Below are 23,003 nucleotides of genomic sequence, written 5' to 3'. Positions count from 1 at the left end.
GGATGCCCAGCCGTATCAAGGACTATTTGATCATATTGAGTGCCGGTTTGTACTTCAGCACTACCGTGCTTGCGGACGACTCCACCGACCCGCAACACTTCACTTTATTGAGCCGCGCCGGAATCGTTCAACTGAACACTCAACTGGACAGGACCCAGCGCCAGTGGCTGCAATACAAGCGCGAACTGGTGCTGGGTACTGCCGCGCCTGACTACCCGCCGTTCGACCTCACCTCCAGTGGTCGCGATTACGAAGGCCTTACCGCAGATTATGCAGGCCTGCTGGCCAAGGCACTGGCCATACCGGTGAAGGTCCTGCGCTACCCTACCCGGGTGGCCGCCATTCAAGCCCTCGAAGCTGGCGACATCGATTTGCTGGGCTCCTCCAACGGCTTTGAGGCCGCGAATCCCAATCTCACATTGTCGGCACCTTACGCCGTGGACCAGCCAGTACTGGTCACTCGCGAGGGGGAAACCCGCAGCCTCAGCGATGGCCTTGAAGGGCTGCGCTTGAGCCTCGTCTATCATTACCTGCCGTTCGATGAAGTGGAAAAGCTGTACCCCAAGGCGGATATCCGCACCTATCCCTCTTATCAAAATGCCCTGAATGCAGTGGCGTTTGACCAGGCGGATGTATTTCTTGGCGATACGATTTCCACCCACTTCATGATTAACAAGGGCTACCTCAAAAACGTTCGCATGGCCAACTTCGGCAAGCATGAAGCCTATGGCTTCAGCTTTGCCCTGCGCCACGACAACCTCGTTCTCCTGAGCATTGTCGACACGGTGCTGGCGGCCGTGCCCATCAATGAGCGGGATAGCATCGCCAAGCGTTGGAGCGCCGGCAGCGATATCTTGCTGACCGACGAGAAACTGCAACTGACCCCGCGCGAAGAACGCTGGTTGAAGGCGCACCCGGTGGTAACGGTCATCGTGAATGAAACCTTTGCCCCGCTCACCTTCTTCGATGCGGAGGGCAACTTTCGCGGCATCACCGCCGACCTTCTTGAACTCATTCGCTTGCGCACCGGCTTGCGTTTTGCGGTGCAGCGCGGACGTAAAGTCGACGATATGATCGAGCAGGTCGCCACGCAGAAAGTCGATATGATCGGGGCGATCGTGCCGAGTAACCAACGGGAGGCGCAGCTGAATTTCAGCCGTCCCTACCTGGAAAACTCGTACGTGCTATTGACCCGCAAAGAACCCGGAGCACCGCTGAACCTGGAGCAGATGGCGGGCAAGCGCCTGGCGGTGACCCTGGGCACTCCGCTGGCCGAAATCCTGCGCAAAGACTTTCCGCAGATTCAACTGGTGGAAACCGGCGATACCTTCAGGGCCTCCGAGTTGCTTGCACAAGGGCAAGTGGATGGCGCTGTGAACACACTGTTGATCGCTAACTATTTCCTGTCCTCGAAGGTTTTCCGGGACAAGCTGCAGATCACCACGAGTATTGGCACCACGCCGGCGACGTTCGCCCTGGCCACCTCTCGCCATGCCACCGAGTTGGGCTCGATCCTCGATAAAGCGCTGCTCAGTATCGCCCCGGATGAAATGGGGGTGATCAACAGTCGCTGGCGTGGCTACACAGTCGAATCCGATAGCTACTGGCGCAATTACAACCAACTGATTGCCAAAATCGTCATCGGTACCGGTTTGCTGCTCCTGATTTCCCTGACCTGGAATGCCTACATGCGGCGCCAGATCAGGCAACGAAAAATGGCCGAGCGCGCGCTCAACGATCAGCTCGAATTCATGCGTGCGCTGGTCAACGAAACACCGCACCCCATCTATGTACGCGACCGTAATGGCTTGCTGCAAACCTGCAACGACAGTTATCTGCAGGCCTTCGACGTCAAGCGAGAGGATGTGATCGGCAAAAGCGTGACCCAGATGAGCATGGCCCTCGCGCCCGAAGCAGCGCAGTACCATGCCGACTACCTGCGGGTGGTGGCTGAAGGCAATCCATTGATTCTGGACCGCACCCTGCATATCGAGGAGAGGAAGCTGACGATCTACCACTGGATCCTGCCCTACCGCGATTCCACTGGCGAAGTCCAGGGCATCATCGGCGGCTGGATCGACATCAGTGAACGGCGTCAGTTGTTCGATGAACTGCGCGCCGCCAAAGAGCGCGCCGACGAGGCCAACCGCGCCAAAAGCACGTTCCTTGCCACCATGAGCCACGAGATCCGCACCCCCATGAACGCCGTGATCGGCATGCTCGAACTGACGCTCAAGCGGGCCGACCAAGGGCATCTCGACCGTCCGGCGATAGAAGTGGCCTACAACTCGGCCAAGGATCTCCTGGAGCTGATAGGCGACATTCTCGACATCGCGCGCATTGAGTCCGGCCGTCTCAGCCTGGCGCCGGAACGCGTCAATCTGCGCGAGGTGATCGAGTCCGTGGTACGCGTGTTTGACGGTCTTGCGCGCCAGAAAACCCTCAGCCTGCTACTGGAGTTCAAGCCCGACCTGAACGACATCGAAGTCCTCATCGACCCGCTGCGCTTCAAGCAAGTGCTGTCCAATCTTGTGAGCAACGCCATCAAGTTCACCGAACACGGCCAGGTGAAAATCAAGGTGGAGGTGCAACCGAGCCAGACCCAGGAACAGGTCGACGTGAAGCTGGTCGTGGAAGACACCGGTATCGGCATCAACCGGGACGACCAACTGCGCCTGTTCGAGCCGTTCGCCCAGGCCGACAATTCCGGGCACCTGGCCAGAAGCGGTGCCGGCCTGGGCCTGGTGATCTGCCGCAGCCTTTGCGCGATGATGGGCGGCCAGCTGAGCCTGAGCAGCGTGCCCATGGTCGGCACCCAGGTGCACGTCAACCTGAAAATGCCGCGCCTGCATCCGATCACCCCCCAGGGTGAGCACACGCCTGCGAAGCCGGTCTCTACCCCGGTGCTCAATGTGCTGGTAGTAGACGACCATCCGGCGAACCGCCTGCTGATGTGCCAGCAACTGGGCTACCTGGGCCATCAATTCACCGCCGCCGAGCATGGTGCCGCCGGGTTCCAGGCCTGGCGCCAGGAACAGTTCGACCTGGTGATCGCCGACTGCAACATGCCCATCATGAATGGCTACGAGTTGAGTCGTTCCATCCGTGAATACGAGCAACGCGAACAGTTGGCGCACTGCGTGGTACTGGGGTTTACCGCCAATGCACAACCGGAGGAAAGACAACGCTGCATGGAAGCAGGCATGGATGACTGCCTGTTCAAACCTATCAGCCTCACCGTGCTGGAACGGCAGTTGGCACAGATCATCCCCCAACCCACGAGCCCGCAACTGGACCTGGGATGCCTGGACGCGCTGACCGGAGGGGATTCGCAATTGAGTCGACGCCTGCTCGAAGAACTGCTGACCAGCAGCGTTGATGATCGTCAGGCGCTCATTGCGCTGCTGGATCGCAAGGCTTCATCCACCGACATCATCGAACAGGCCCACAAGATCAAGGGGGCCGCACGCATCGTCCAAGCCAATGCCTTGGCCGGGCAGTGCGAAATACTGGAGCAGGCCTGCTCGCGCAACGATGATCGGCGAGTGATCGAGACGGGGGTCAAATCCCTGGAAAAGCTCATGCTCGAGCTGGAACGGGCACTGCAGGTTCAACTGCATGATCTGGACGGCCAATAGGAGGCAGGGGCTTGCCCTAATGCCAGTCAGTTAAGGGCGAACACTGTACCTGTGGCGAGGGAGCTTGCTCCCGCTGGGCCGCGAAGCGGCCCCAAAGATGGGACTGCTGCGCAGTCCAGCGGGAGCAAGCTCCCTCGCCACAGGTTACTTTTTACCCTTTCTACTTCTTAACTCACTGGCATTAGGGCTTGCCCCCCGCCTCGCTCGCTCAGCAATCGGTCAAGCGCAGGAAGATAGCCGCGAGTTGTTCGATACCCGCCTGGTCCTGAGGCGTAAAACGCGCCAGCGACGGGCTGTCGAGGTCAAGGACGCCAATCAATTGGCCGTTCTTGACCAGCGGCACCACCAACTCACTGTTGGAGGCGCTGTCACAGGCAATGTGCCCGGCAAACGCATGCACGTCTTCCACTCGCTGGGTTTGCCGGGACGCTGCGGCGGCACCACACACGCCACGACCAAAAGGGATGCGCACGCAGGCGATCTGGCCCTGGAAGGGGCCAAGAACCAGCTCATCATTGCGATTGAGGTAGAAACCCGCCCAGTTCAGGTCGTCCAACTGATTGAACAGGAACGCGGAAAACTGCGCGCTGTTGGCGATGAAATCCCGCTCATCCGCCAGCAGCGACTCCAGTTGCGCACACAGCAGCGCATAGCCCTCGAGGCCGGTGCCGGCCTGTTGTAAATCGATCATGGTTGACGCTCCAGCAATTTGAGACCCACCCAGTAACGAGCGAACTGATAGGCGCAGCGGCCATTGCGGTTGCCGCGCCCGGTCGCCCAGCGCACGGCGAGAATGTCGAGTTGTTCATCACGCTGCCACTGCAGGCCGGTCTTGCCGGCCAATTCGCCGATCCAGTGCTCCACCACATTCAGGAAGTGCTCCTGGGTAAACGGGTAGAACGACAGCCACAAGCCAAAACGGTCGGACAAGGCAATCTTGTCTTCTACCGCCTCGCTCGGGTGCAGTTCGCCATCTACGCGCTTCCAATTGTCGTTGTCGCTCTGGTTCTCCGGCACCAGGTGACGACGATTGGAGGTGGCATACAGCAACACGTTTTCCGGCGCCTGCTCCAGGGAGCCATCCAGCACGCTCTTGAGCACGCGATAGTCACCTTCCCCGGCATCGAACGACAGGTCATCGCAGAACAGGATGAAACGCTGCGGCAGCTTGAGCAGTTGCTCGACCACGCGCGGCAGGTCGGCCAGATGGTCACGCTCGATTTCGATCAAGCGCAGGCCGGCCTCGGCGTGCTGGGCGAGCAAGGCGCGTACCATGGATGATTTTCCGGTGCCACGCGAACCCCATAGCAGCGCATGGTTGGCAGGCAAGCCGTCGAGAAACTGTTGAGTGTTACGCGCCAGCTGTTCACGCTGCTTGTCGACGCCGATCAGGTCCGACAGGCGCATGTCCAGGCTGACTTCCAGCGGCAACAGGAAGCCTGTACGGCCTTCGCGCTGCCAGCGGGCGGCCAGGCACTGGTTCCAGTCGATGACTTGGCGCGGCGCGGGTAACAGGGGCTCCAGGCGCGCCAGCACGGCGTCAGCCCGTTCAAGAAAGGCATTCAATCGAGAATCCACATCTATTCCTCTGGCAAGTTCTTGTAAAAGATGGCGTATTGGCAACCCTGTGGCAGACCGCACAAGGCTGCGTCAAGAAAATCGATTTATGCCGGGCAAGTCAGCGCTGGTGGGATGTTCAGCTATGCTTGCCGGGCGAAGGGAAACGTGAAGTGGTTCAACACTCGATGGATATCAAGTTCGCCCACCGCTTGTCTTATAAACAAGCCAGATTGACTGTGCTGGTCGGTTTCGTCTTGGGAACCTTGCTCAGTTTTATCCAAATCGGCATTGATTATGCCAGTGAAGACGCATCCATCAACCGTGAAATACGTTCGCTGATCGAAATCAGCCATAACCCTGCCTCGCGTATCGCCTACAACATCGATGCCGAACTTGCCCAGGAACTGACCCTGGGCCTGCTGCACTCCCCTGCCATCGCCCACGCACAGCTGGTCGACAACAACGGCATGGTGCTGGCCGACGTCGAGCGGCCGCGCAAGGAAAGCCATTATCGGCCTGTCAGCGATTTTCTGTTCGGTGCCAACCGTCAATTCGAAGACCGCCTGTACCTCAGCCATATGCCCAACGAATCCCTGGGTGTGCTGCGCCTTGATGTCGATACCTACGCGTTTGGCAGCCGTTTCCTGCGCCGCGCCGAGGTCACGTTGCTCAATGGTTTTGTGCGCAGCCTGCTGCTGACCGGGATCTTGCTGGGCTTGTTCTACGTCATGCTCACCCAGCCGCTGGTGCGCATTATTCGCGCGTTGAGCACGCGCAAACAGGCGCGTCTGGACTGCCCGCCAGGGCATGAGCACGACGAAATCGGCGTGCTGGTCAACGTTGCCAACCAGCAATTCGAAAACATGGAAACCGAGATCCAGCAGCGTCGCCATGCCGAAGATCGTCTCACCGAATACCTGGGCCAACTGGAAGACATTGTTTCTGCGCGCACCCTTGAGCTCAAGACCAGCAACCAACGCTTGAGCCAGATCAATGATGAGCTGGAAGCAGCGCGGATGACCGCCCTGGGCATGGCCCAGGCGCGGGCGGCGTTCCTGGCCAATATGAGCCATGAAATCCGCACCCCGCTCAATGGCCTGCTGGGCATGATTGCCCTGTCGCTGGACAGCCCGCTCAACGCCGAGCAGCGCCAGCAACTGTCTATTGCCCATGACTCCGGCAAGGTGCTGGTGGAGTTGCTCAACGATATCCTCGACCTGTCCAAGTTCGACGCGGGTCAACTGGAGCTTGAGCGCATCCCGTTCGACCTCGGCTCGCTGGTGGAAGACACCGCCAACCTGTTGTCGCAAAACGCCGCGCCCAGCGTGGAACTGACCTGCCTGATCGACCCGCTGTTTGCTGCCCAAGTCATTGGTGACCCGACGCGGGTACGGCAAATCGTCAGTAACCTGCTGTCCAATGCCTTGAAGTTCACCCGCTTTGGCCGCGTGGATGTACGCCTGAGCCACCACGGCGACGGAGTGCGCATTGAAGTTTGTGATACCGGTATCGGGATTGCCCAGGATGCGCAGGTCAAGATTTTCCAGCCGTTCACCCAGGCCGGCGCTGGTATTACGCGCCAATTCGGCGGCACCGGCCTGGGGCTCGCATTGACCCATAACCTCTGCGAAGCCATGCAGGGCCGCTTGAGCATCAGTTCGGAAGTCGGCTTCGGCAGCCAGTTCTGCGCCGACCTGCCGTTGCCCACCCACCTGCCGGCGGCAGCCCGAGTGCCATTGGCGGGCGATGTGATCGTCATCACCCACCACAGCAGCGGCCTGGGGGAGTTGCTCACGACCCTGCTGCCCCATTGGGGGTTGGCGCCGCGTTGCTACTCCATGGAGGACGACCTGAGCGGACAGTATCCCGACCTGTTGATCACGGACTGCCCGGAGTGCCTGTTCCGCCTGAGGCCAGGCATCAGCGCGCCGATTCTGGTGGTGACTGCCTATGGCAACTTCATGCCCAGCGAAGAAGTCGCGGCCCTGGCGCCGCTGCAGCAACAAGCCCGCCCGCTGAGCCGTAACGCGCTGTACCAAATCCTGCAGCGTAATTTGCGCAGCGACACGCAGCCGATTCTGGACCCGGTCCAAATCGACGCCGCGCCCCTCAGCCACCGTGCGCGCATCCTGCTGGTGGAGGACAACCCGGTCAACCAACTGGTGGCCAAGGGCATGCTCGGCAAGCTCGGCTGCGAGGTCATCGTGGCCGCCCATGGTGGCGAAGCCCTCAAGTTCCTCGAGGACCAGCGTTTCGATCTGGTGTTGATGGACTGCAACATGCCGGTGATGGACGGCTACGAGGCCAGTCGGCAGATTCGCCAGAGCGGTCGCTGGCCGGACCTGCCGATTGTGGCCCTGACCGCCAACGCCCTGTCCGAAGAACGTGAGCGTTGCCGTGCCGCGGGGATGAATGATTACCTGGCCAAGCCGTTTCGCCGCGAAGAACTCAAGGCCCTGCTGGACCTGTGGGTACCTGAGACGACAAGTCTCATTTGAGCAGCGCTTCGATCTCTTGACTCAGGTCCTGGGGCTTGGTGGTCGGGGCGAAACGCTTGACCTCTTTGCCGTCGCGCCCGATGAGGAATTTGGTGAAGTTCCACTTGATGTTCTTCGAGCCCAGAAGGCCTGGCGCAGCCTTTTTGAGCTGCACGAACAGCGGGTGGGCATCGCTGCCATTGACGTCGATTTTCTTGAACAAGGGAAAACTGACGCCGAAGTTCAACTCGCAGAACTCGGCTATCGCGCCTTCATTGCCCGGCTCCTGCTTGCCGAACTGATTGCACGGAAAGCCCAGCACCACCAGGCCCTGGTCCTTGTATTGCTGCCAGAGCTGCTCCAGGCCCTTGTATTGCGGGGTGAAACCACACTTGCTGGCGGTGTTGACCACCAGAATGGCCTTGCCGGCGAAATCGGCCAAGGTCTTTTGCTCACCGGTGATGGTGGTGCAAGGGATGCTCAGCAAGTTGTCGCTCATGGCAGCGCCTCTGATTAAGGGAAGAAGCAGAAAGGTAGCTTGCCATTCAATAGCGTCAACTCAATTGACGGCAATGATGATGTGCAATCAACCCAGGGCCTAACGTGGGGGAGCAAGCCCCGCCCACATTTTGACCGAGCGGGTACTCGCCTAGCGCGGTACCAGGTCCAGGCACACCGAGTTGATGCAGTAGCGCAGCCCGGTCGGTGGCGGCCCGTCCGGGAATACATGCCCCAGGTGCGCGTCGCACTTGGCGCAGGTGACTTCGGTGCGGATCATACCGTGGCTGATGTCACGGATCTCGACCATCGCGTTATCGGCAATCGGCTCGTAGAAGCTGGGCCAGCCGCAGCCCGAGTCAAACTTGGCCGTGGAATCGAACAACGGTTCATTGCAGCAAATGCAGTGGTACACGCCGTCGGTCTTGGTGGCGTTGTATTTGCCGGAGAACGGCCGCTCGGTGCCTTTGAGCCGACACACGTTATATTGCTCCGGGTCGAGCATCGCTTTCCATTCTTCAATGGTTTTCTGCAGCTTTTCCATCGGTACACCTCGGCAACTGAAAAACCCTGATCTGTGTCTTTTCCGTGGATCAGGCGGCACGTATGATTGCGCCTCTTCAAAACGCCAGTCTGGCACCCGCGCCATCACCATTCAAACGTATTTATGGGTGCGCGGTGCGCGGGATTCACAGTACGGTAGTGCCTGTGCCGTCTGGATCGTTCATTTTCAGGATCACATCACCATGCAGGTCAGCAAATCGAACAAGCTCGCCAACGTCTGCTACGACATTCGCGGCCCGGTGCTCAAGCACGCCAAACGCCTGGAAGAGGAAGGCCATCGCATCCTCAAGCTGAACATCGGCAACCCGGCGCCCTTTGGTTTCGAAGCGCCAGACGAAATCCTCCAGGACGTGATCCGCAACCTGCCCACGGCCCAAGGCTACAGCGACTCCAAGGGCCTGTTCAGCGCGCGCAAGGCGGTGATGCAGTATTACCAGCAAAAACAGGTCGAAGGTGTCGGGATTGAAGACATCTACCTGGGCAATGGCGTGTCCGAGCTGATTGTGATGTCGCTGCAGGCCTTGCTCAACAACGGCGACGAAGTGCTGGTGCCGGCGCCGGATTATCCGTTGTGGACCGCCGCCGTGACCCTGGCCGGTGGCCACCCGGTGCACTACCTGTGCGACGAAGGGGCCGACTGGTTCCCGGACCTGGCCGATATCAAGGCCAAGATCACCCCGAACACCAAGGCCCTGGTGATCATCAACCCGAACAACCCCACCGGTGCCGTGTACTCCAGGGAAGTGCTGCTGGGCATGCTCGAACTGGCGCGCCAACACAACCTTGTGGTGTTCTCCGACGAGATCTACGACAAGATCCTCTACGATGACGCCGTCCATGTGTGCACCGCCTCCCTGGCGCCAGACCTGCTGTGCCTGACCTTCAACGGCCTGTCCAAGTCCTACCGCGTGGCGGGGTTCCGCTCCGGCTGGATCGCCATTTCCGGGCCAAAGCACAACGCCCAGAGCTATATCGAGGGCATCGACATGCTGGCCAACATGCGCCTGTGCGCCAACGTGCCGAGCCAGCACGCGATCCAGACCGCCCTCGGCGGCTACCAGAGCATCAACGACCTGGTACTGCCCCAAGGTCGGCTGCTGGAGCAACGTAACCGCACCTGGGAGTTGCTCAATGCGATCCCGGGCGTCAGTTGCGTAAAGCCCATGGGTGCGTTGTACGCGTTCCCGCGGATCGATCCGAAAGTCTGCCCAATCCTCAACGACGAAAAGTTCGTGCTCGACCTGCTACTGTCGGAAAAGCTGCTGGTGGTGCAAGGCACCGCCTTCAACTGGCCGTGGCCGGATCACTTCCGCGTGGTGACGTTGCCGCGCGTGGATGAACTGGATATGGCGATCGGTCGCATCGGCAACTTCCTGAAGTCCTATCGCCAGTAACGCAAATGATGCCGTACGGCCTGCATTTGGTCGTACAGCGATTATCTGGCAACACTTCTCTGGCGCGGGCGACCTCGAACGGGGTGATAGCACCGCGCCAAGCGCCCTACCCTAGCGTTAACGGGGGTGCGACACGCTTGGCGGCGAACCGGCAAGGCTAATTGTTGTGGGAAAATCCCTTCAAGGCGCTACATTTTCGCTGTAGGACACAGTTTGAAATAGTCGCCCGGTTGAATCACCCCATGCCGCACCTTATATACCCCGCAGTAAGCGACATATTAAGCATGAGGAGAATTCTACAACCATGATGCGCATCCTGCTGTTCTTGGCCACTAACCTGGCGGTCGTACTGATTGCCAGCGTCACCCTGAGCCTTTTTGGCTTCGACGGGTTCATGGCGGCCAACGGGGTTGATCTGAACCTCAATCAGCTGCTGATTTTCTGTGCGGTCTTCGGTTTTGCCGGTTCGCTGTTCTCGCTGTTCATCTCCAAGTGGATGGCGAAAATGAGCACCAGCACCCAGATCATCACTCAACCACGCACTCGCCATGAACAATGGCTGATGCAAACCGTGGAGCAGTTGTCTCAAGAAGCAGGCATCAAAATGCCCGAGGTGGGGATTTTCCCTGCTTATGAGGCCAACGCCTTCGCCACCGGCTGGAACAAGAACGACGCGCTGGTCGCTGTCAGCCAGGGGCTCCTGGAGCGTTTTTCGCCCGACGAAGTCAAGGCGGTGCTGGCCCACGAGATCGGCCACGTGGCCAATGGCGACATGGTCACCCTGGCGCTGGTCCAGGGCGTGGTGAACACCTTCGTGATGTTCTTTGCGCGAATCATCGGTAACTTCGTCGACAAGGTGATCTTCAAGAACGAAGAAGGCCGCGGTATCGCCTACTTCGTGGCAACCATCTTCGCCGAGCTGGTCCTGGGCTTCCTGGCAAGCGCCATCGTAATGTGGTTCTCGCGTAAACGTGAGTTCCGCGCAGACGAAGCCGGCGCGCGCCTGGCGGGCACCAGCGCGATGATTGGCGCACTGCAACGCCTGCGCTCCGAACAAGGCCTGCCGGTGCATATGCCGGACAGCCTGACCGCCTTCGGCATCAACGGTGGCGTCAAGCAGGGCCTGGCTCGCCTGTTCATGAGCCACCCACCACTGGAAGAGCGGATTGACGCATTGCGTCGTCGCGGCTGATAACCCAGCAATACAAAAAAGGGGCGATTGAATCGCCCCTTTTTCGTGGGCGTGATTTACCGCCTGGTCAGCCGATAAACACGCTCATCAAGCCGAGTAACACCATCCGCCTTGAATTTGCTGCTTTCACTCAAAATGTCCCGCTCTTGCAGCGTGACCACATTCCAGTGCGGGCCCAGCAGCGACTGCACTTCCTCATCCGGGACAGCGAAGGGCGGGCCAGCCCTTTGCGCCTGGTCGTAGTCGACAGTGATCAACAGCCCCTCACAGGCGGGGGTCAGCAGGTTATCGAGATGCTCGGTGTATCGCGAGCGCATTGGCTGCGGCAAGGCGATCAGTGCCGCACGGTCATACAACGCCGCGCAATCAGCCACAGCACTTGCGTCAAGGGCGAAGAAGTCACCGCACCACACTTCGATCAGGCCCGCCTGATACACCTTGAACACGCCTCTCTGATCGATCTGCGGCGTAAGTCCCTGTTCGCTGAAGAATGCCTCAACGGCTTTATCCGACACCTCCACACCCATCACGCGATGCCCGCGATCCGCCAACCACTTCATGTCCAGGCTTTTGCCACACAAAGGCACGAAAACCCTGGCACCATCGACCAGGGCCAACGTTGACCAATGCCGCTGCAAGTTAGGATTAACGTCGGCCTGATGAAAACCGATCTGATTGGTTGCCCAGCGTTCCTGCCAAATTTTTGCGTCCATGCATCACCCCGAAAAATCGATCAAAAGATACTAAATCTTATATTAGATCTGGATTAATGATCTGAATGAAGATAGCCCGATATTAATCTTCAGGAATCTTCTTATGCTCCCCAGCCTGTTTATCTCCCATGGCTCCCCAATGCTGGCTCTGCAACCCGGTGCCAGCGGCCCGGCGCTGCAGGCTCTGGCAGCCGCGCTGCCACGGCCCAAGGCGATTGTGGTGGTATCGGCGCATTGGGAAAGCCACGGACTGCTGGTCAGTGGCAGCGCCGCGCCCGAAACCTGGCATGACTTCGGCGGCTTCCCTCGCGAACTGTTTGCGGTGCAATACCCTGCGCCGGGTGATCCACGGCTGGCGAATGAAATTGCCGAGCTATTGCAGGCTGACGGCCTGACTGCACAGGTCGACAACCAACGGCCCTTCGACCATGGCACCTGGGTGCCACTGTCGCTGATGTACCCGGCAGCGGATATTCCGGTGGTGCAAGTCTCCCTGCCAAGCCGCATGGGTCCGGCTTTTCAAACCCGGGTTGGACATGCCCTCTGCAGTCTGCGCGATCAAGGTGTGCTACTGATCGGCTCCGGCAGCATCACCCATAATCTCGGTGAGCTGGACTGGCGCGCCGGGCCGGAAACCATCACGCCATGGGCGCAAGCCTTTCGCGACTGGGTAGTCGAAAAACTTGCTGCCGGTGACGAAACAGCCTTGCATGACTATCGCCTCCTGGCGCCCCATGCAGTGCGCAGCCACCCCAGCGACGAGCATTTGTTGCCGCTTTACTTTGCGCGAGGTGCCGGCGGTGATTTCAGCGTGGCGCACCAGGGCTTCACCCTCGGCGCCTTGGGCATGGACATCTATCGCTTTGGCTAACACAGGTGCACTGCCTGAAATCCCAGGCAAAAAAATCCCCGAACCAGTCGGGGATTTTTTATGTGCGATCAATCAGCCCAAGGGCGGATCAATCTTCGCGGTAGCGACGCAGCTTCAACTGCTTGCCGGCAACGCGTGTGTCTTTGAGCTTGGCCAGCAGTTTTTCCAGACCGTCTTCCGGCAGCTCCACCAGGGAGAAGCTGTCACGGACCTGGATGCGACCGATGGCTTCACGTGCCAGGCCACCCTCATTGAGGATAGCGCCCAGCAGGTTCTTGGCAGCGATACCGTCACGCGCGCCCAGCGCAGTACGGCAACGAGCACGGCCTTCAGCCAATGGAACCGGAGCACGACGCTCACGATCACCACGGTCCGGACGGTCGCCGGTACGCTCTGGACGATCACCGCGTGGCGCGTTGTTCGGTACCAGTGGGCGTTCTTTTTCGATGGCTGCCAGGGTCAGGGCCTGACCGTTGGTGGCTTTGCGCAGCAACGCTGCAGCCAGGGCACGCGGGGTGCAACCGATATCGGCGGTCAGGCGGTCCAGCAATTCGCCGTGGGTCGATTCAGCGTCAGCCACCAGTGGCGCCAGGCTGTTGGTCAGTTTCTTGATGCGGGCATCGAGAACGGCCTGGGCATCCGGCAGGCGAACCTCGGCCACTTTCTGGCCGGTGACACGCTCGATGACCTGCAGCATGCGGCGCTCACGCGGCGTTACCAGCAGCAGGGCACGACCTTCGCGACCGGCACGGCCGGTACGGCCGATACGGTGAACATAGGACTCTGGGTCGTACGGCATATCAACGTTGAACACGTGGGTGATACGTGGAACGTCGAGGCCACGGGCGGCAACGTCGGTCGCCACAACGATGTCCAGGCGGCCATCCTTGAGGGAGTCGATCACGCGCTCACGCTGGTTCTGGGCGATGTCACCGTTCAGCGCAGCGGCCTTGTAGCCTTTGGCTTCCAGGGCACTGGCCAGGTCCAGGGTCGCTTGCTTGGTGCGCACGAACATGATCAAGGCGTCGAAGTCTTCGACTTCCAGCAGGCTCAATACAGCCGAGGTCTTCTGGTCAGCGTGAACCAACAGGTGAGCCTGTTCGATCGCGGTAACGGTCTGGGTCTTGGTCTGGATCTTCACGTGTTGCGGATCGCGCAGGTGGCGTTCGGCAATGGCACGGATCGACTGCGGCAGGGTGGCCGAGAACAGCACGGTCTGACGGGTTGGTGGCAGTGCCTTGAAGATGACTTCCAGATCATCCATGAAGCCCAGCTTCAACATTTCGTCGGCTTCGTCGAGAACCAGGTGGTTCACGGTCGACAGGACTTTCTCGTCGCGACGCAGGTGGTCGCACAGACGGCCCGGGGTGGCGACAACGATCTGTGCGCCGTTACGGATGGCTTTCAGTTGTGGGCCCATAGGCGCGCCGCCGTAAACGGCCACAACGGTTACACCTGGCATTTGCTTGGCGTAGGTTTCGAAAGCGGTTGCTACTTGCAGCGCCAACTCACGGGTTGGCGCCAGGATCAGGGCTTGCGGTTCGCGCTTGGCAGGATCGATGCAGTGCAGGATAGGCAGGGCGAACGCGGCGGTTTTACCGGTACCGGTCTGCGCCTGGCCAATCATGTCCTGGCCGGCCATGATGATCGGGATCGATTGCTGCTGAATAGCCGAAGGTTCTTCGTAGCCAGTCGCGATGACGGCGGCGAGAATGTTCGGATTAAGATTAAAAGCGGCGAAGCCGCCGGTTTCCTGGGTCATGGGTCTGCCTCTAAGTGCATCCGCAAAGACCCATGCTCCAAAGCTGCGCATGCCGTGTTGAGACTCAAGAGTCGCCCTGGCTGCTTTGTCGGCGGGGATTTGCGAAAACGAATGAATGAAAAAGATTCGTCAAGGAAGAGTCCGCTGTGCGGACGTGCAGCCGAAGCTGACTTCGGGGAATTGCGCTACCTAAACGCGGCCCGGTTAAAGGCCGGCGCGCACTATACCGGAAATAGCTGAAAAAGGGAGCTTTTTTTATCGCAAAGCACCGATAAACCGTGCTGCGTCACAGCCTTTGCAGATAACTGCGCCAGGGTCTATTTTGCAAAGGCCCGGCCCTGTTGGTCATCACGCTTAAACGTTTCATCTTTCCAGGCCTGCCCCTTGGTCTGAAACCTCAATCCGCGCCCCGAGGGCACCCCCGATGAATCAAGCCAGCACCAGCCGCGTCACCCGTGAACTCCAGGGCCATGTCCTGTTGCTGGGACTGGACCGAGTGGCAAAGCGCAATGCTTTCGACCTCGACCTGCTCAACGAACTGAGCATGGCTTATGGCGATTTTGATCGAAACGATGACGCGCGGGTTGCCGTGGTGTTCGCCCATGGCGACCACTTCACCGCCGGGCTCGACCTGGCCAATGTCAGCGGCGTCATGGCGGGAGGTTGGCAACCGCCCCTGGGCGGCTGCGACCCCTGGGGCGTATTCGCCGGTCCCAGGGTCAATAAACCGGTGATCGTGGCCGCCCATGGCTACTGCCTGACCCTCGGCATCGAGTTGATGCTGGCGGCGGATATCAATCTTTGCGCGAGCAACACGCGCTTTGCGCAGATGGAAGTGCAGCGTGGGATCTTTCCGTTTGGCGGTGCGACATTACGCTTTCATCAGATCGCCGGCTGGGGCAATGCGATGCGCTGGCTGCTGACCGGCGACGAGTTCGACGCTCACGAAGCCCTGCGCCTGGGCCTGGTGCAGGAAGTGATGGCCAGCGAAGACCTGCTGCCCCGCGCCATCGAGCTGGCCAATCGCATCGCGCGCCAGGCGCCGCTTGGGGTGCAGGCAACGTTGATGTCGGCGCGATTGGCGCACAAGGAAGGCGAGACCGTGGCGGCCGCCGCGTTGCCGCCGATGGTGAACAAGTTGCTGAACAGCGAAGACGCCAAGGAGGGCGTGCGGGCGATGATCGAGAAGCGGCCTGGGGTGTTCAAGGGTATTTGAGTGGGCAGTGCCGGCCTCATCGGGAGCAAGCCCCCTCCCACAGTTGAAATGCGTTCCAAATGTGGGAGGGGCGGTGCGACGATTCGACTTGCCCCCGATGGCGGCCTGACAGCCGACCAGGATGTTGGATCAGAGCGAGTACATATCCGTTGCTGCGGTAACGGCGGCTTAGGGGTCCGCCCTGACGGCGGGTCACTTTGGAAAAGAGCCCCAAAGTAACCAAAGGGCTCTTGCCCCACCACTCGGCACCTCGCCTAGGCTCGGTGTGCCCGTAATCCGACAGTGATTTGGGGGGTCGCCGCCACGCGCCATCCATGGCGCGGGGCGGCTAAACCGGCATCCCTGCCGGTTTACCCCCCAAATCACTATCGGATTACGGCCAGCGTGGTTTAACGGGGCGCCTAGATCAAAAGCAAGATCAAGAGCGGCTCGCTTCGCATCTGGTTACCGTAGGCTGCTACAAAATTGTGTAGATACCCATGCCCCGATAGCGCCAGAACAGACGCCTAGGTCGCCGGCCGAATCACCTTGATCAACGCCTGCAACGAATAACCCAGTCGCGGCGCCAAGGCCTCGGCGCGAGCGGACAACGCGTCCAGGTCCAGTTCCTGATCCAGCTCCGAAGGCACCAGCAGGATCACGTTGCCCTCCTTCACCGGCAGTTCCCAGTAATGCCGGTGATACAACCCGCGCAACAACGCCGCGCCCAGCGGCTTGCCATCATCGGTGGCCCACTGGTTGATCACCAGCCAACCGCCGGGATTGAGCTTTTTCTGACAGTTCTCCAGGAACGTCCAGGCCAGGTGACCGACGCCAGGCCCCACGTCGGTGTACAGGTCGACGAAGATCAGGTCGGCCGATTCGGCGCTGTCGAGCAACTCCAGGGCATCGCCGATACGGATATACAGGCGTGGATCATCGTCCAGGCCCAGATATTCAATCGCCAGGCGCGGTACGTCGGGGCGCAGCTCGATGGCTTCGACGTCCTCAAGCGCCAGGAACTTGAGACAGGCCTGGGTCAGCGTGCCGGCGCCAAGGCCAAGGAATAGCGCGCTCTCCGGCTGTTCATGGCACAACGCACCGACCAACATCGCGCGGGTGTAGTCATACTCCAGCCAGCTCGGGTCGGCGGTGAATACGCAGCTTTGCTCGATGGCATCGCCAAATTCGAGAAAACGGTAATCGGCCACTTCCAACACACGGATCATGCCGAAATCATCATGGACTTCGGCCAGCAGGCGCTCGACACGCTCCTCGCTCATCACTACTCCTAACGGGTTGGCTGCGGGGCAAAGTGCGCGATTGTCGGCCAAGCGACGGCAGCAGGTCACGCACTAATTGCTGCTAACATTGACGCCCGAACGTCAACCTACCCAACGAGTGCATGATGAGCCAACCCTGGAGCCCCGACAGCTGGCGTGCCCTGCCGATCCAGCAACAACCCCGGTACCCGGATGCCGCGCACCTGCTGCAAGTGGAGCAGAGCCTGGCCAGTTACCCGCCGCTGGTGTTTGCCGGGGAAGCCCGCGAATTGCGTCGTCAGTTTGCCGAAGTCACCCAGGGTCGCGCCTTCCTGCTGCAAGGCGGTGACTGCGCCGAGAGCTTTGCCGAGTTTTCCGCCGCCAAAATCCGCGACACCTTCAAGGTGCTGCTGCAGATGGCGATCGTCATGACCTTCGCCGCGGGCTGCCCGGTGGTGAAAGTCGGACGCATGGCCGGCCAGTTCGCCAAGCCGCGCTCGTCCAACGATGAAACCATCGACGGCGTTACCCTGCCCGCCTACCGCGGCGATATCGTCAATGGCATCGGCTTCGACGAAAAGAGCCGCGTCCCGGACCCGGACCGCCTGTTGCAGAGCTACCACCAGTCCACCGCCACCCTCAACCTGCTGCGCGCCTTTGCCCAGGGCGGCTTCGCGGACCTGCACCAGGTGCACAAGTGGAACCTGGACTTCATTGCCAACTCCGCGCTGGCCGAAAAGTACAGCCAACTGGCCGACCGCATCGACGAGACCCTGGCCTTCATGCGCGCCTGCGGCATGGACGATTCGCCGCAACTGCGCGAGACCAGCTTCTTCACCGCTCACGAAGCGTTGCTGCTCAACTATGAAGAAGCCTTCGTGCGCCGTGACAGCCTGACCAACGACTACTACGACTGCTCAGCCCATATGCTCTGGATCGGCGACCGTACTCGTCAGTTGGATGGCGCCCACGTCGAGTTCCTGCGCGGGGTGAACAACCCGATCGGGGTCAAGGTCGGCCCGAGCATGAACCCGGACGACCTGATCCGCCTGATCGACATCCTCAACCCGGACAACGACCCCGGCCGCCTGAACCTGATTGCACGCATGGGCGCCAATAAGGTCGGCGACCACCTGCCAAACCTGATTCGCGCGGTGCAGCGCGAAGGCAAGCACGTGCTGTGGAGCTGCGACCCGATGCATGGCAACACCATCAAGGCCAGCAGCGGCTACAAGACCCGCGACTTTGCGCAGATCCTCGGCGAAGTGAAAGAGTTCTTCCAGGTCCACCAGGCTGAAGGCAGCTATGCCGGCGGCATTCATATCGAGATGACCGGGCAGAACGTCACCGAGTGCATTGGCGGCGCACGGCCGATCACCGAGGACGGCTTGTCGGACCGCTATCACACCCACTGCGACCCGCGGATGAATGCTGATCAGTCGCTGGAATTGGCGTTTTTGATTGCCGAAACCTTGAAACAGGTTAAACGCTGAAGACGTTGTCGCCTGGACTGATGCCATCGGGGGCAAGCCCCTCCCACAGGTTGGAATGCATTTCAAAATGTGGGAGGGGGCTTGCCCCCGATGGCGCCCTAAAGACCAGCCTCCAGGCCGAGCATTGCCACCCGTAACCGCGCGGCGCTCGGCCGCTGGCAATTGAGCACGACCTGTTGCAGCCCCAACCAATCGGCCATCTGCCGCAGGTTCAGCGCCAACGCCGACATCCCCTGGTCATCCAGGCCCGGCTCTTCCTCGTGCACCGCATGCACCGCCAGGCAGCCGTTGGCCCGTTCGGCGCGCACATCGACGCGCGCAGCGATCCGCTCGTTGTGCAAAAACGGCAGCACGTAGTAGCCGTACACCCGCTTGTGTTGCGGGGTGTAAATTTCCAGCCGGTAACGGAAATCGAACAGGCGCTCGGTACGGGCACGCTCCCAGATCAACGAATCAAAGGGCGACAGCAAGGCGCTGGCCGGCACGTTGCGTGGCACTTTGGGTGCCGGCAAGCAATACGCCGGCTGCTTCCAGCCTTGCACCTCGCAGTTCAGCAGCTGCCCATCCTCGATCAGCTCGGCCAGGCGCTGGCGGCTGTCGACTGGTGCGAGGCGAAAGTAATCGCGCAGGTCTTTTTCAGTGGCCACTCCCAGGGCGGTTGCGCTGTGCAACAACAAGCCCCGCTGAGCCTCGGCTTCGTTCAGGTTGGCTTGAAGGATTTCGGCGGGGAGTACCCGTTCGGGCAAGTCATAGAGGCGTTCAAAGCCACGCCGCCCGGCAACGGTGACCAGGCCGGCCGCGAACAGCCATTCCAACGCGTGCTTCTCGTCGCTCCAATCCCACCATGGCCCGGCACGCACCTCGCGGGTCGACAAACTGCCCGCGCCCAAGGCGCCCTGCTCTTCGACGGCGCGCAGTACGCGCTGGACAGTGCTCTGCTGCTCACGCCCGAATCGCGCCATTTGCGCGTAGATCCCCTGCCCCCGCTTGGCCCGCTCCATGCGCCAGCGCATCATTGGGTACAGCGCCATGGGCAGCAACGAGGCTTCGTGCCCCCAATATTCGAACAGCGAGCGCTGCCGCCCCTGGCTCCAGGCAGCCTGTTCGAGCATCAAGGGGGAATAACGGCCCAGCCGAGAAAACAGCGGCAGGTAATGGGAGCGCACCACGGCATTGACCGAATCGATCTGCAGCACACCGAGGCGCTCGATCACACGGTTGAGGTGCGCAGCTTTTATCTGTGCCGGCGGCTGGCGCCCGGAAAACCCCTGGGCTGCCAGCGCCATGCGTCGTGCTTGCTTGAGGGAAAAGGACAGGACGGCGGGCATGGGTAGCTCCTCGAATACGCGCGTCCTACCCTACTGCATTCCCGGTTACTTTCGCAGCGGGTCTTCCCAGAAATGCCGATGGATTTCCTGCTCCACATCGATACGGTTAAGACCGATATCCTTGAGCGCGTCGTCGCTCATGCCCGCCAGCATCTGGCGTTCACGATGCAGCGCCTGCCAACGCGAAATCGTATGGAGAAGCCCGGAAAGCGGCCACTTTGCCATCAATACAACATCTGTTTGACCTTTCATCTTCTCGCCCTCCAGTGGGGATGACGCCAGTGTGTGCCTGGGCTTATGATCAATCCAACGAATGTTTCTTATGAAACACATCTCGGAGATTGATCAATTGTCCACGTACCCCAGCATCGACACCGAAGTGCTGCGCACCTTCGTCGCCATCGCCGATCAGGGTGGTTTTACCCGGGCCGGCGAGTTGGTCAACCGCACCCAGTCGGCGGTGAGCATGCAGATGAAACGCCTGGAAGAGGACGTGCTGCAGCGCAAGCTGTTCGAACGCGATGGCCGTCAGGTGCGGCTGACCCCCGAGGGCCAAGTGTTGCTGGGTTATGCGCGGCGCATCCTTAAATTGCACAGCGAAGTGTTCAACACCCTGCGCGAGCCGCATATGGTGGGCCTGGTGCGCATCGGCACGCCGGACGACTACGTGATGCGCTTCCTGCCGGGTATTCTCAAGCAGTTTTCCAAGGCTTACCCGCTGATCCAGATCGAGTTGCACTGCGAGTCGTCAATGGTGCTGATGCAGCGCCGGGACCTGGCATTGACCGTGATCAGCCGCGAGCCCGGCAATGATCTGGGTGAATTCTTGCGCACTGAGCGCATGGTGTGGGCCGCCTCGCCGTGTTTCTGCGTGGACGAGCATGACGCCCTGCCGCTGGCGGTTTCCGGCGACGACTGTGTTTACACGCAGTGGGCCCGGGCGGCGCTGGATGCGGCCGGAAGGGATTATCGCCTGGCCTATCACAGCTCCAACGGCGCGGCGATCCTGGCAGTCGTCAGTGCCGGCCTGGCGGCGATGATCAGCATGGAAAGCCTGGTGCCCCAGGACCTGCGCGTACTCGGTAGCGACGAAGGCTTCCCCCCCTTGCCGTCGATGCACCTGCGCTTGCTGCGCAACCCGCAGATGACGTCGCCCATCACCGAATGCCTGGCCGACTACATCCTCGAAGGCTTCAGACTTTAAAGGTCAGCATCACCGCGCACACCACCAGGAAGCCGCAGAACAGGCCACGCAATACGCGCTCGGGTAGCGCATGAGCGACTTTCACGCCCCAACTGATACTGAGCAGGCCGCCCACCGCCAACGGCACGCCGATCAGCCAGTCCACCTGGTGGTGCCAGGCGTAGGTGACCAGCGTCACTCCGGTGCTGGGCAGCGCCAACGCAAGGGATAAGCCTTGGGCGACGACCTGGGTGGTGCCGAAAACACTGGTCAGCACCGGCGTGGCCACCACCGCACCACCCACACCAAACAATCCGCCCATGGCGCCCGACGCTGCGCCGAGTACGCCCAACCAGGGCCAGGAATAACGCATTTGCGCGGTCGGCGGTGCGTTGCGGGTGAACATGCGCAACAGGTTGTAGGCCGCCAGCACCACCAAAAACACGATAAACCCAATCCGCATCGCCCCGGCATCCAGGCCTACCGCCCAGATCGATCCTAGCCAGGCAAAGCTGAAGCCCATCACACCCAGCGGCAAGGCGTGGCGCAGTTCGATGCGGTTGCGCTGGTGATAGCGCCACAGGGCCAGCATCACGTTGGGGACTACCATGACCAGCGCAGTGCCTTGGGCGATCTGCTGGTCCAGGCCGAACAGCACCCCCAGCACGGGGATGGCAATCAGCCCGCCTCCAATGCCAAACAAGCCGCCCACTGTGCCAAGGGCCGCACCCAATACCAGATACATCGCTAAATCCAACACCGCTCGCTACTCCGTCATCCCAAGCCTTGCATGCTACGCAGTCGGCCCTGGTACGGAAACGCACAGCAACGCACAATGGTTGTGCCAACCTCGCATAAGCATGAGCCGATGAATCCCAATACCCTCACCGACCAACTGGGCCTGTTTCTCGATGTACTCGAAACCGGCAGCTTTTCCGCCGCTGCACGCCGTCATCCGCTGACCCCCTCGGCCGTGGCGCGGCGTATCGACAGCCTGGAAAACTCAGTCGGCAGCCGCCTGTTCCAGCGCAGCACCCATGCCGTGGTGCCCACCCCGGCTGGCCTGGCCTTTGCCGAGCGGGCGCGACGGATTGTGAGTGAATTGCAACTGGCGCGCGCCGAAGCCGTGTCGTTGAGCCATGCGCCGGAAGGCCTGATCCGCATGGATGCACCGGCGGCTTTCGGGCGACGGCACCTGGCGCCGGTGATTGCAGATTTCCTGAAGGTGTACCCTGGACTGGATGTGCACCTGCATTTGATCGACAGCTTTGTTGATATGCAGGGTGCGCATTTGGGCAAGGTCGACCTGGTACTGCGCGCCGGGCATATTGCCGACACCCGACTGATCGCCACGCCGCTCGCCAGTATTGTGCGCATCGCCTGCGCCAGTCCGGGCTACCTGAAAAGCCGCGGTACGCCGACGCACCCGCGGGAGCTGAGCGAACATGACGGCCTGGATTGGGACGGGTTGGCGCCGATGTTCGCCTGGCGCTTCGAATTGGACGGGCGCCGCGCCATCTACCGCCCTCGCCGTATCCGTATGAGTGCCAACAATGCCGAAGCTCTGCTCAGCGGCGCCCTGGCGGGGTTGGGTATTGCACACCTGCCGACATGGCTGGCCAGCGAATACCTGGTGCGCGGTGAACTCTTGCCCCTGTTTTGTGAAAACGGCTTGCCCAGCCCGGAAACCACCGGCATTTACGCGCTACGCCTGGAACAACAACCCAATGCGCGCAGCCGATTGCTGCTGGAATACCTGAAGTCCCGTTTCAGCCCGGTGCCACCCTGGGATCTGGCCCTGCGAAGCGCCATGGTCTGACCGTCCGGGTAAAATTATCTGGTGCATTAAAGATTTGCCCGCTAGATTCCAGCC

The 23,003-nt window shown here is 60.6% G+C and carries 19 protein-coding genes; 9 read left to right on the top strand and 10 right to left on the bottom strand.

Annotation, left to right across the window (positions count from 1 at the left end; all coding sequences use genetic code 11):
• Positions 1-2: 2 nt before the first annotated feature.
• Positions 3-3,638: a transporter substrate-binding domain-containing protein gene (locus tag C4J87_RS08255; RefSeq protein ID WP_124366394.1), complete on the top strand. Its 3,636-nt coding sequence runs from the start codon at positions 3-5 to the stop codon at positions 3,636-3,638.
• A 208-nt stretch (positions 3,639-3,846) separates the two neighbouring features.
• Here the strand turns inward: C4J87_RS08255 and C4J87_RS08250 are convergent, their stop codons facing one another.
• On the bottom strand, positions 3,847-4,329 hold the full coding sequence (locus C4J87_RS08250; protein ID WP_124361924.1) for a GAF domain-containing protein: 483 nt from the start codon (positions 4,327-4,329) through the stop codon (positions 3,847-3,849).
• Positions 4,326-5,216, bottom strand: a complete 891-nt coding sequence (locus C4J87_RS08245) for an ATP-binding protein (RefSeq protein WP_124366393.1) — start codon at positions 5,214-5,216, stop codon at positions 4,326-4,328. The genes C4J87_RS08250 and C4J87_RS08245 overlap by 4 nt, the downstream gene beginning before the upstream one ends.
• Before the next feature lie 167 nt (positions 5,217-5,383).
• Between C4J87_RS08245 and C4J87_RS08240 the strand changes: the two genes are divergently transcribed.
• Positions 5,384-7,696 carry a response regulator gene (locus C4J87_RS08240; RefSeq protein ID WP_124366392.1) on the top strand — a complete coding sequence of 771 codons (2,313 nt, stop codon included), beginning with the start codon at positions 5,384-5,386 and terminating at the stop codon, positions 7,694-7,696.
• Here C4J87_RS08240 and C4J87_RS08235 read toward each other — a convergent pair.
• Together C4J87_RS08235 and msrB are read right to left on the bottom strand one after the other, a co-directional pair.
• The gene (locus C4J87_RS08235) at positions 7,689-8,174 is read right to left on the bottom strand and encodes a glutathione peroxidase (RefSeq protein WP_124366391.1); all 486 of its coding nucleotides are present in this window, start codon (positions 8,172-8,174) and stop codon (positions 7,689-7,691) included. The genes C4J87_RS08240 and C4J87_RS08235 overlap by 8 nt on opposite strands.
• 150 nt (positions 8,175-8,324) lie before the next feature.
• Complete coding sequence (gene msrB / locus C4J87_RS08230) at positions 8,325-8,717, bottom strand: peptide-methionine (R)-S-oxide reductase MsrB (protein WP_124366390.1); 393 nt, start codon at positions 8,715-8,717, stop codon at positions 8,325-8,327.
• 202 nt (positions 8,718-8,919) lie between these two features.
• Here msrB and C4J87_RS08225 point away from each other — a divergent pair, with 202 nt between their 5' ends.
• Both C4J87_RS08225 and htpX read left to right on the top strand, forming a co-directional pair.
• Positions 8,920-10,131, top strand: coding sequence for a pyridoxal phosphate-dependent aminotransferase (locus tag C4J87_RS08225; RefSeq protein ID WP_065885153.1), 1,212 nt, complete (start codon positions 8,920-8,922; stop codon positions 10,129-10,131).
• 304 nt (positions 10,132-10,435) lie between these two features.
• The gene (gene htpX / locus C4J87_RS08220; protein ID WP_124361920.1) at positions 10,436-11,323 is read left to right on the top strand and encodes a protease HtpX; all 888 of its coding nucleotides are present in this window, start codon (positions 10,436-10,438) and stop codon (positions 11,321-11,323) included.
• 56 nt (positions 11,324-11,379) lie between these two features.
• Here htpX and C4J87_RS08215 read toward each other — a convergent pair whose 3' ends face one another.
• Positions 11,380-12,036, bottom strand: coding sequence for a thiopurine S-methyltransferase (locus C4J87_RS08215; RefSeq protein ID WP_124366389.1), 657 nt, complete (start codon positions 12,034-12,036; stop codon positions 11,380-11,382).
• Between the two features lie 103 nt (positions 12,037-12,139).
• Between C4J87_RS08215 and C4J87_RS08210 the strand changes: the two genes are divergently transcribed.
• Positions 12,140-12,907, top strand: a complete 768-nt coding sequence (locus C4J87_RS08210; RefSeq protein WP_124366388.1) for a class III extradiol ring-cleavage dioxygenase — start codon at positions 12,140-12,142, stop codon at positions 12,905-12,907.
• Positions 12,908-12,995: 88 nt separating this feature from the next.
• On the opposite strand, the gene C4J87_RS08205 is transcribed toward C4J87_RS08210, so the two are convergent.
• A complete protein-coding gene (locus C4J87_RS08205; RefSeq protein WP_124366387.1) occupies positions 12,996-14,669 on the bottom strand; it encodes a DEAD/DEAH box helicase in 1,674 nt (557 codons plus the stop codon).
• Positions 14,670-15,093: 424 nt separating this feature from the next.
• Here C4J87_RS08205 and C4J87_RS08195 point away from each other — a divergent pair, with 424 nt between their 5' ends.
• Entirely contained in the window at positions 15,094-15,885 is a 792-nt protein-coding gene (locus C4J87_RS08195; protein ID WP_124366386.1) for a crotonase/enoyl-CoA hydratase family protein, read from the top strand.
• Positions 15,886-16,391: 506 nt separating this feature from the next.
• Here C4J87_RS08195 and C4J87_RS08185 read toward each other — a convergent pair.
• Positions 16,392-17,147 (bottom strand): spermidine synthase, encoded by a 756-nt coding sequence (locus tag C4J87_RS08185; RefSeq protein ID WP_124366385.1) that lies wholly within the window; start codon positions 17,145-17,147, stop codon positions 16,392-16,394.
• Positions 17,148-17,272: 125 nt separating this feature from the next.
• On the opposite strand from C4J87_RS08185, the gene C4J87_RS08180 reads away from it, so the two are divergent.
• Positions 17,273-18,619: a class II 3-deoxy-7-phosphoheptulonate synthase gene (locus C4J87_RS08180; protein WP_124366384.1), complete on the top strand. Its 1,347-nt coding sequence runs from the start codon at positions 17,273-17,275 to the stop codon at positions 18,617-18,619.
• Between the two features lie 98 nt (positions 18,620-18,717).
• Here C4J87_RS08180 and C4J87_RS08175 read toward each other — a convergent pair whose 3' ends face one another.
• Together C4J87_RS08175 and C4J87_RS08170 are read right to left on the bottom strand one after the other, a co-directional pair.
• Entirely contained in the window at positions 18,718-19,947 is a 1,230-nt protein-coding gene (locus tag C4J87_RS08175) for a winged helix-turn-helix domain-containing protein (RefSeq protein WP_124366383.1), read from the bottom strand.
• A 45-nt stretch (positions 19,948-19,992) separates the two neighbouring features.
• On the bottom strand, positions 19,993-20,199 hold the full coding sequence (locus C4J87_RS08170) for a DUF1127 domain-containing protein (protein ID WP_164487521.1): 207 nt from the start codon (positions 20,197-20,199) through the stop codon (positions 19,993-19,995).
• Positions 20,200-20,269: 70 nt separating this feature from the next.
• On the opposite strand from C4J87_RS08170, the gene C4J87_RS08165 reads away from it, so the two are divergent.
• Positions 20,270-21,151, top strand: coding sequence for a LysR family transcriptional regulator (locus C4J87_RS08165; protein WP_124366381.1), 882 nt, complete (start codon positions 20,270-20,272; stop codon positions 21,149-21,151).
• Here the strand turns inward: C4J87_RS08165 and C4J87_RS08160 are convergent.
• A complete protein-coding gene (locus C4J87_RS08160) occupies positions 21,141-21,890 on the bottom strand; it encodes a sulfite exporter TauE/SafE family protein (RefSeq protein WP_124366380.1) in 750 nt (249 codons plus the stop codon). The two genes, C4J87_RS08165 and C4J87_RS08160, sit on opposite strands and share 11 nt — an antisense overlap.
• A gap of 108 nt (positions 21,891-21,998) precedes the next feature.
• Between C4J87_RS08160 and C4J87_RS08155 the strand changes: the two genes are divergently transcribed.
• A complete protein-coding gene (locus C4J87_RS08155; RefSeq protein WP_124366379.1) occupies positions 21,999-22,949 on the top strand; it encodes a LysR family transcriptional regulator in 951 nt (316 codons plus the stop codon).
• Positions 22,950-23,003: the final 54 nt, after the last annotated feature.

Origin of the sequence: Pseudomonas sp. R1-43-08 (assembly GCF_003852255.1) — a bacterium.
In the GTDB taxonomy this organism is placed as follows: domain Bacteria; phylum Pseudomonadota; class Gammaproteobacteria; order Pseudomonadales; family Pseudomonadaceae; genus Aquipseudomonas.
This window is presented reverse-complemented; position numbering and strand designations above follow the sequence as displayed.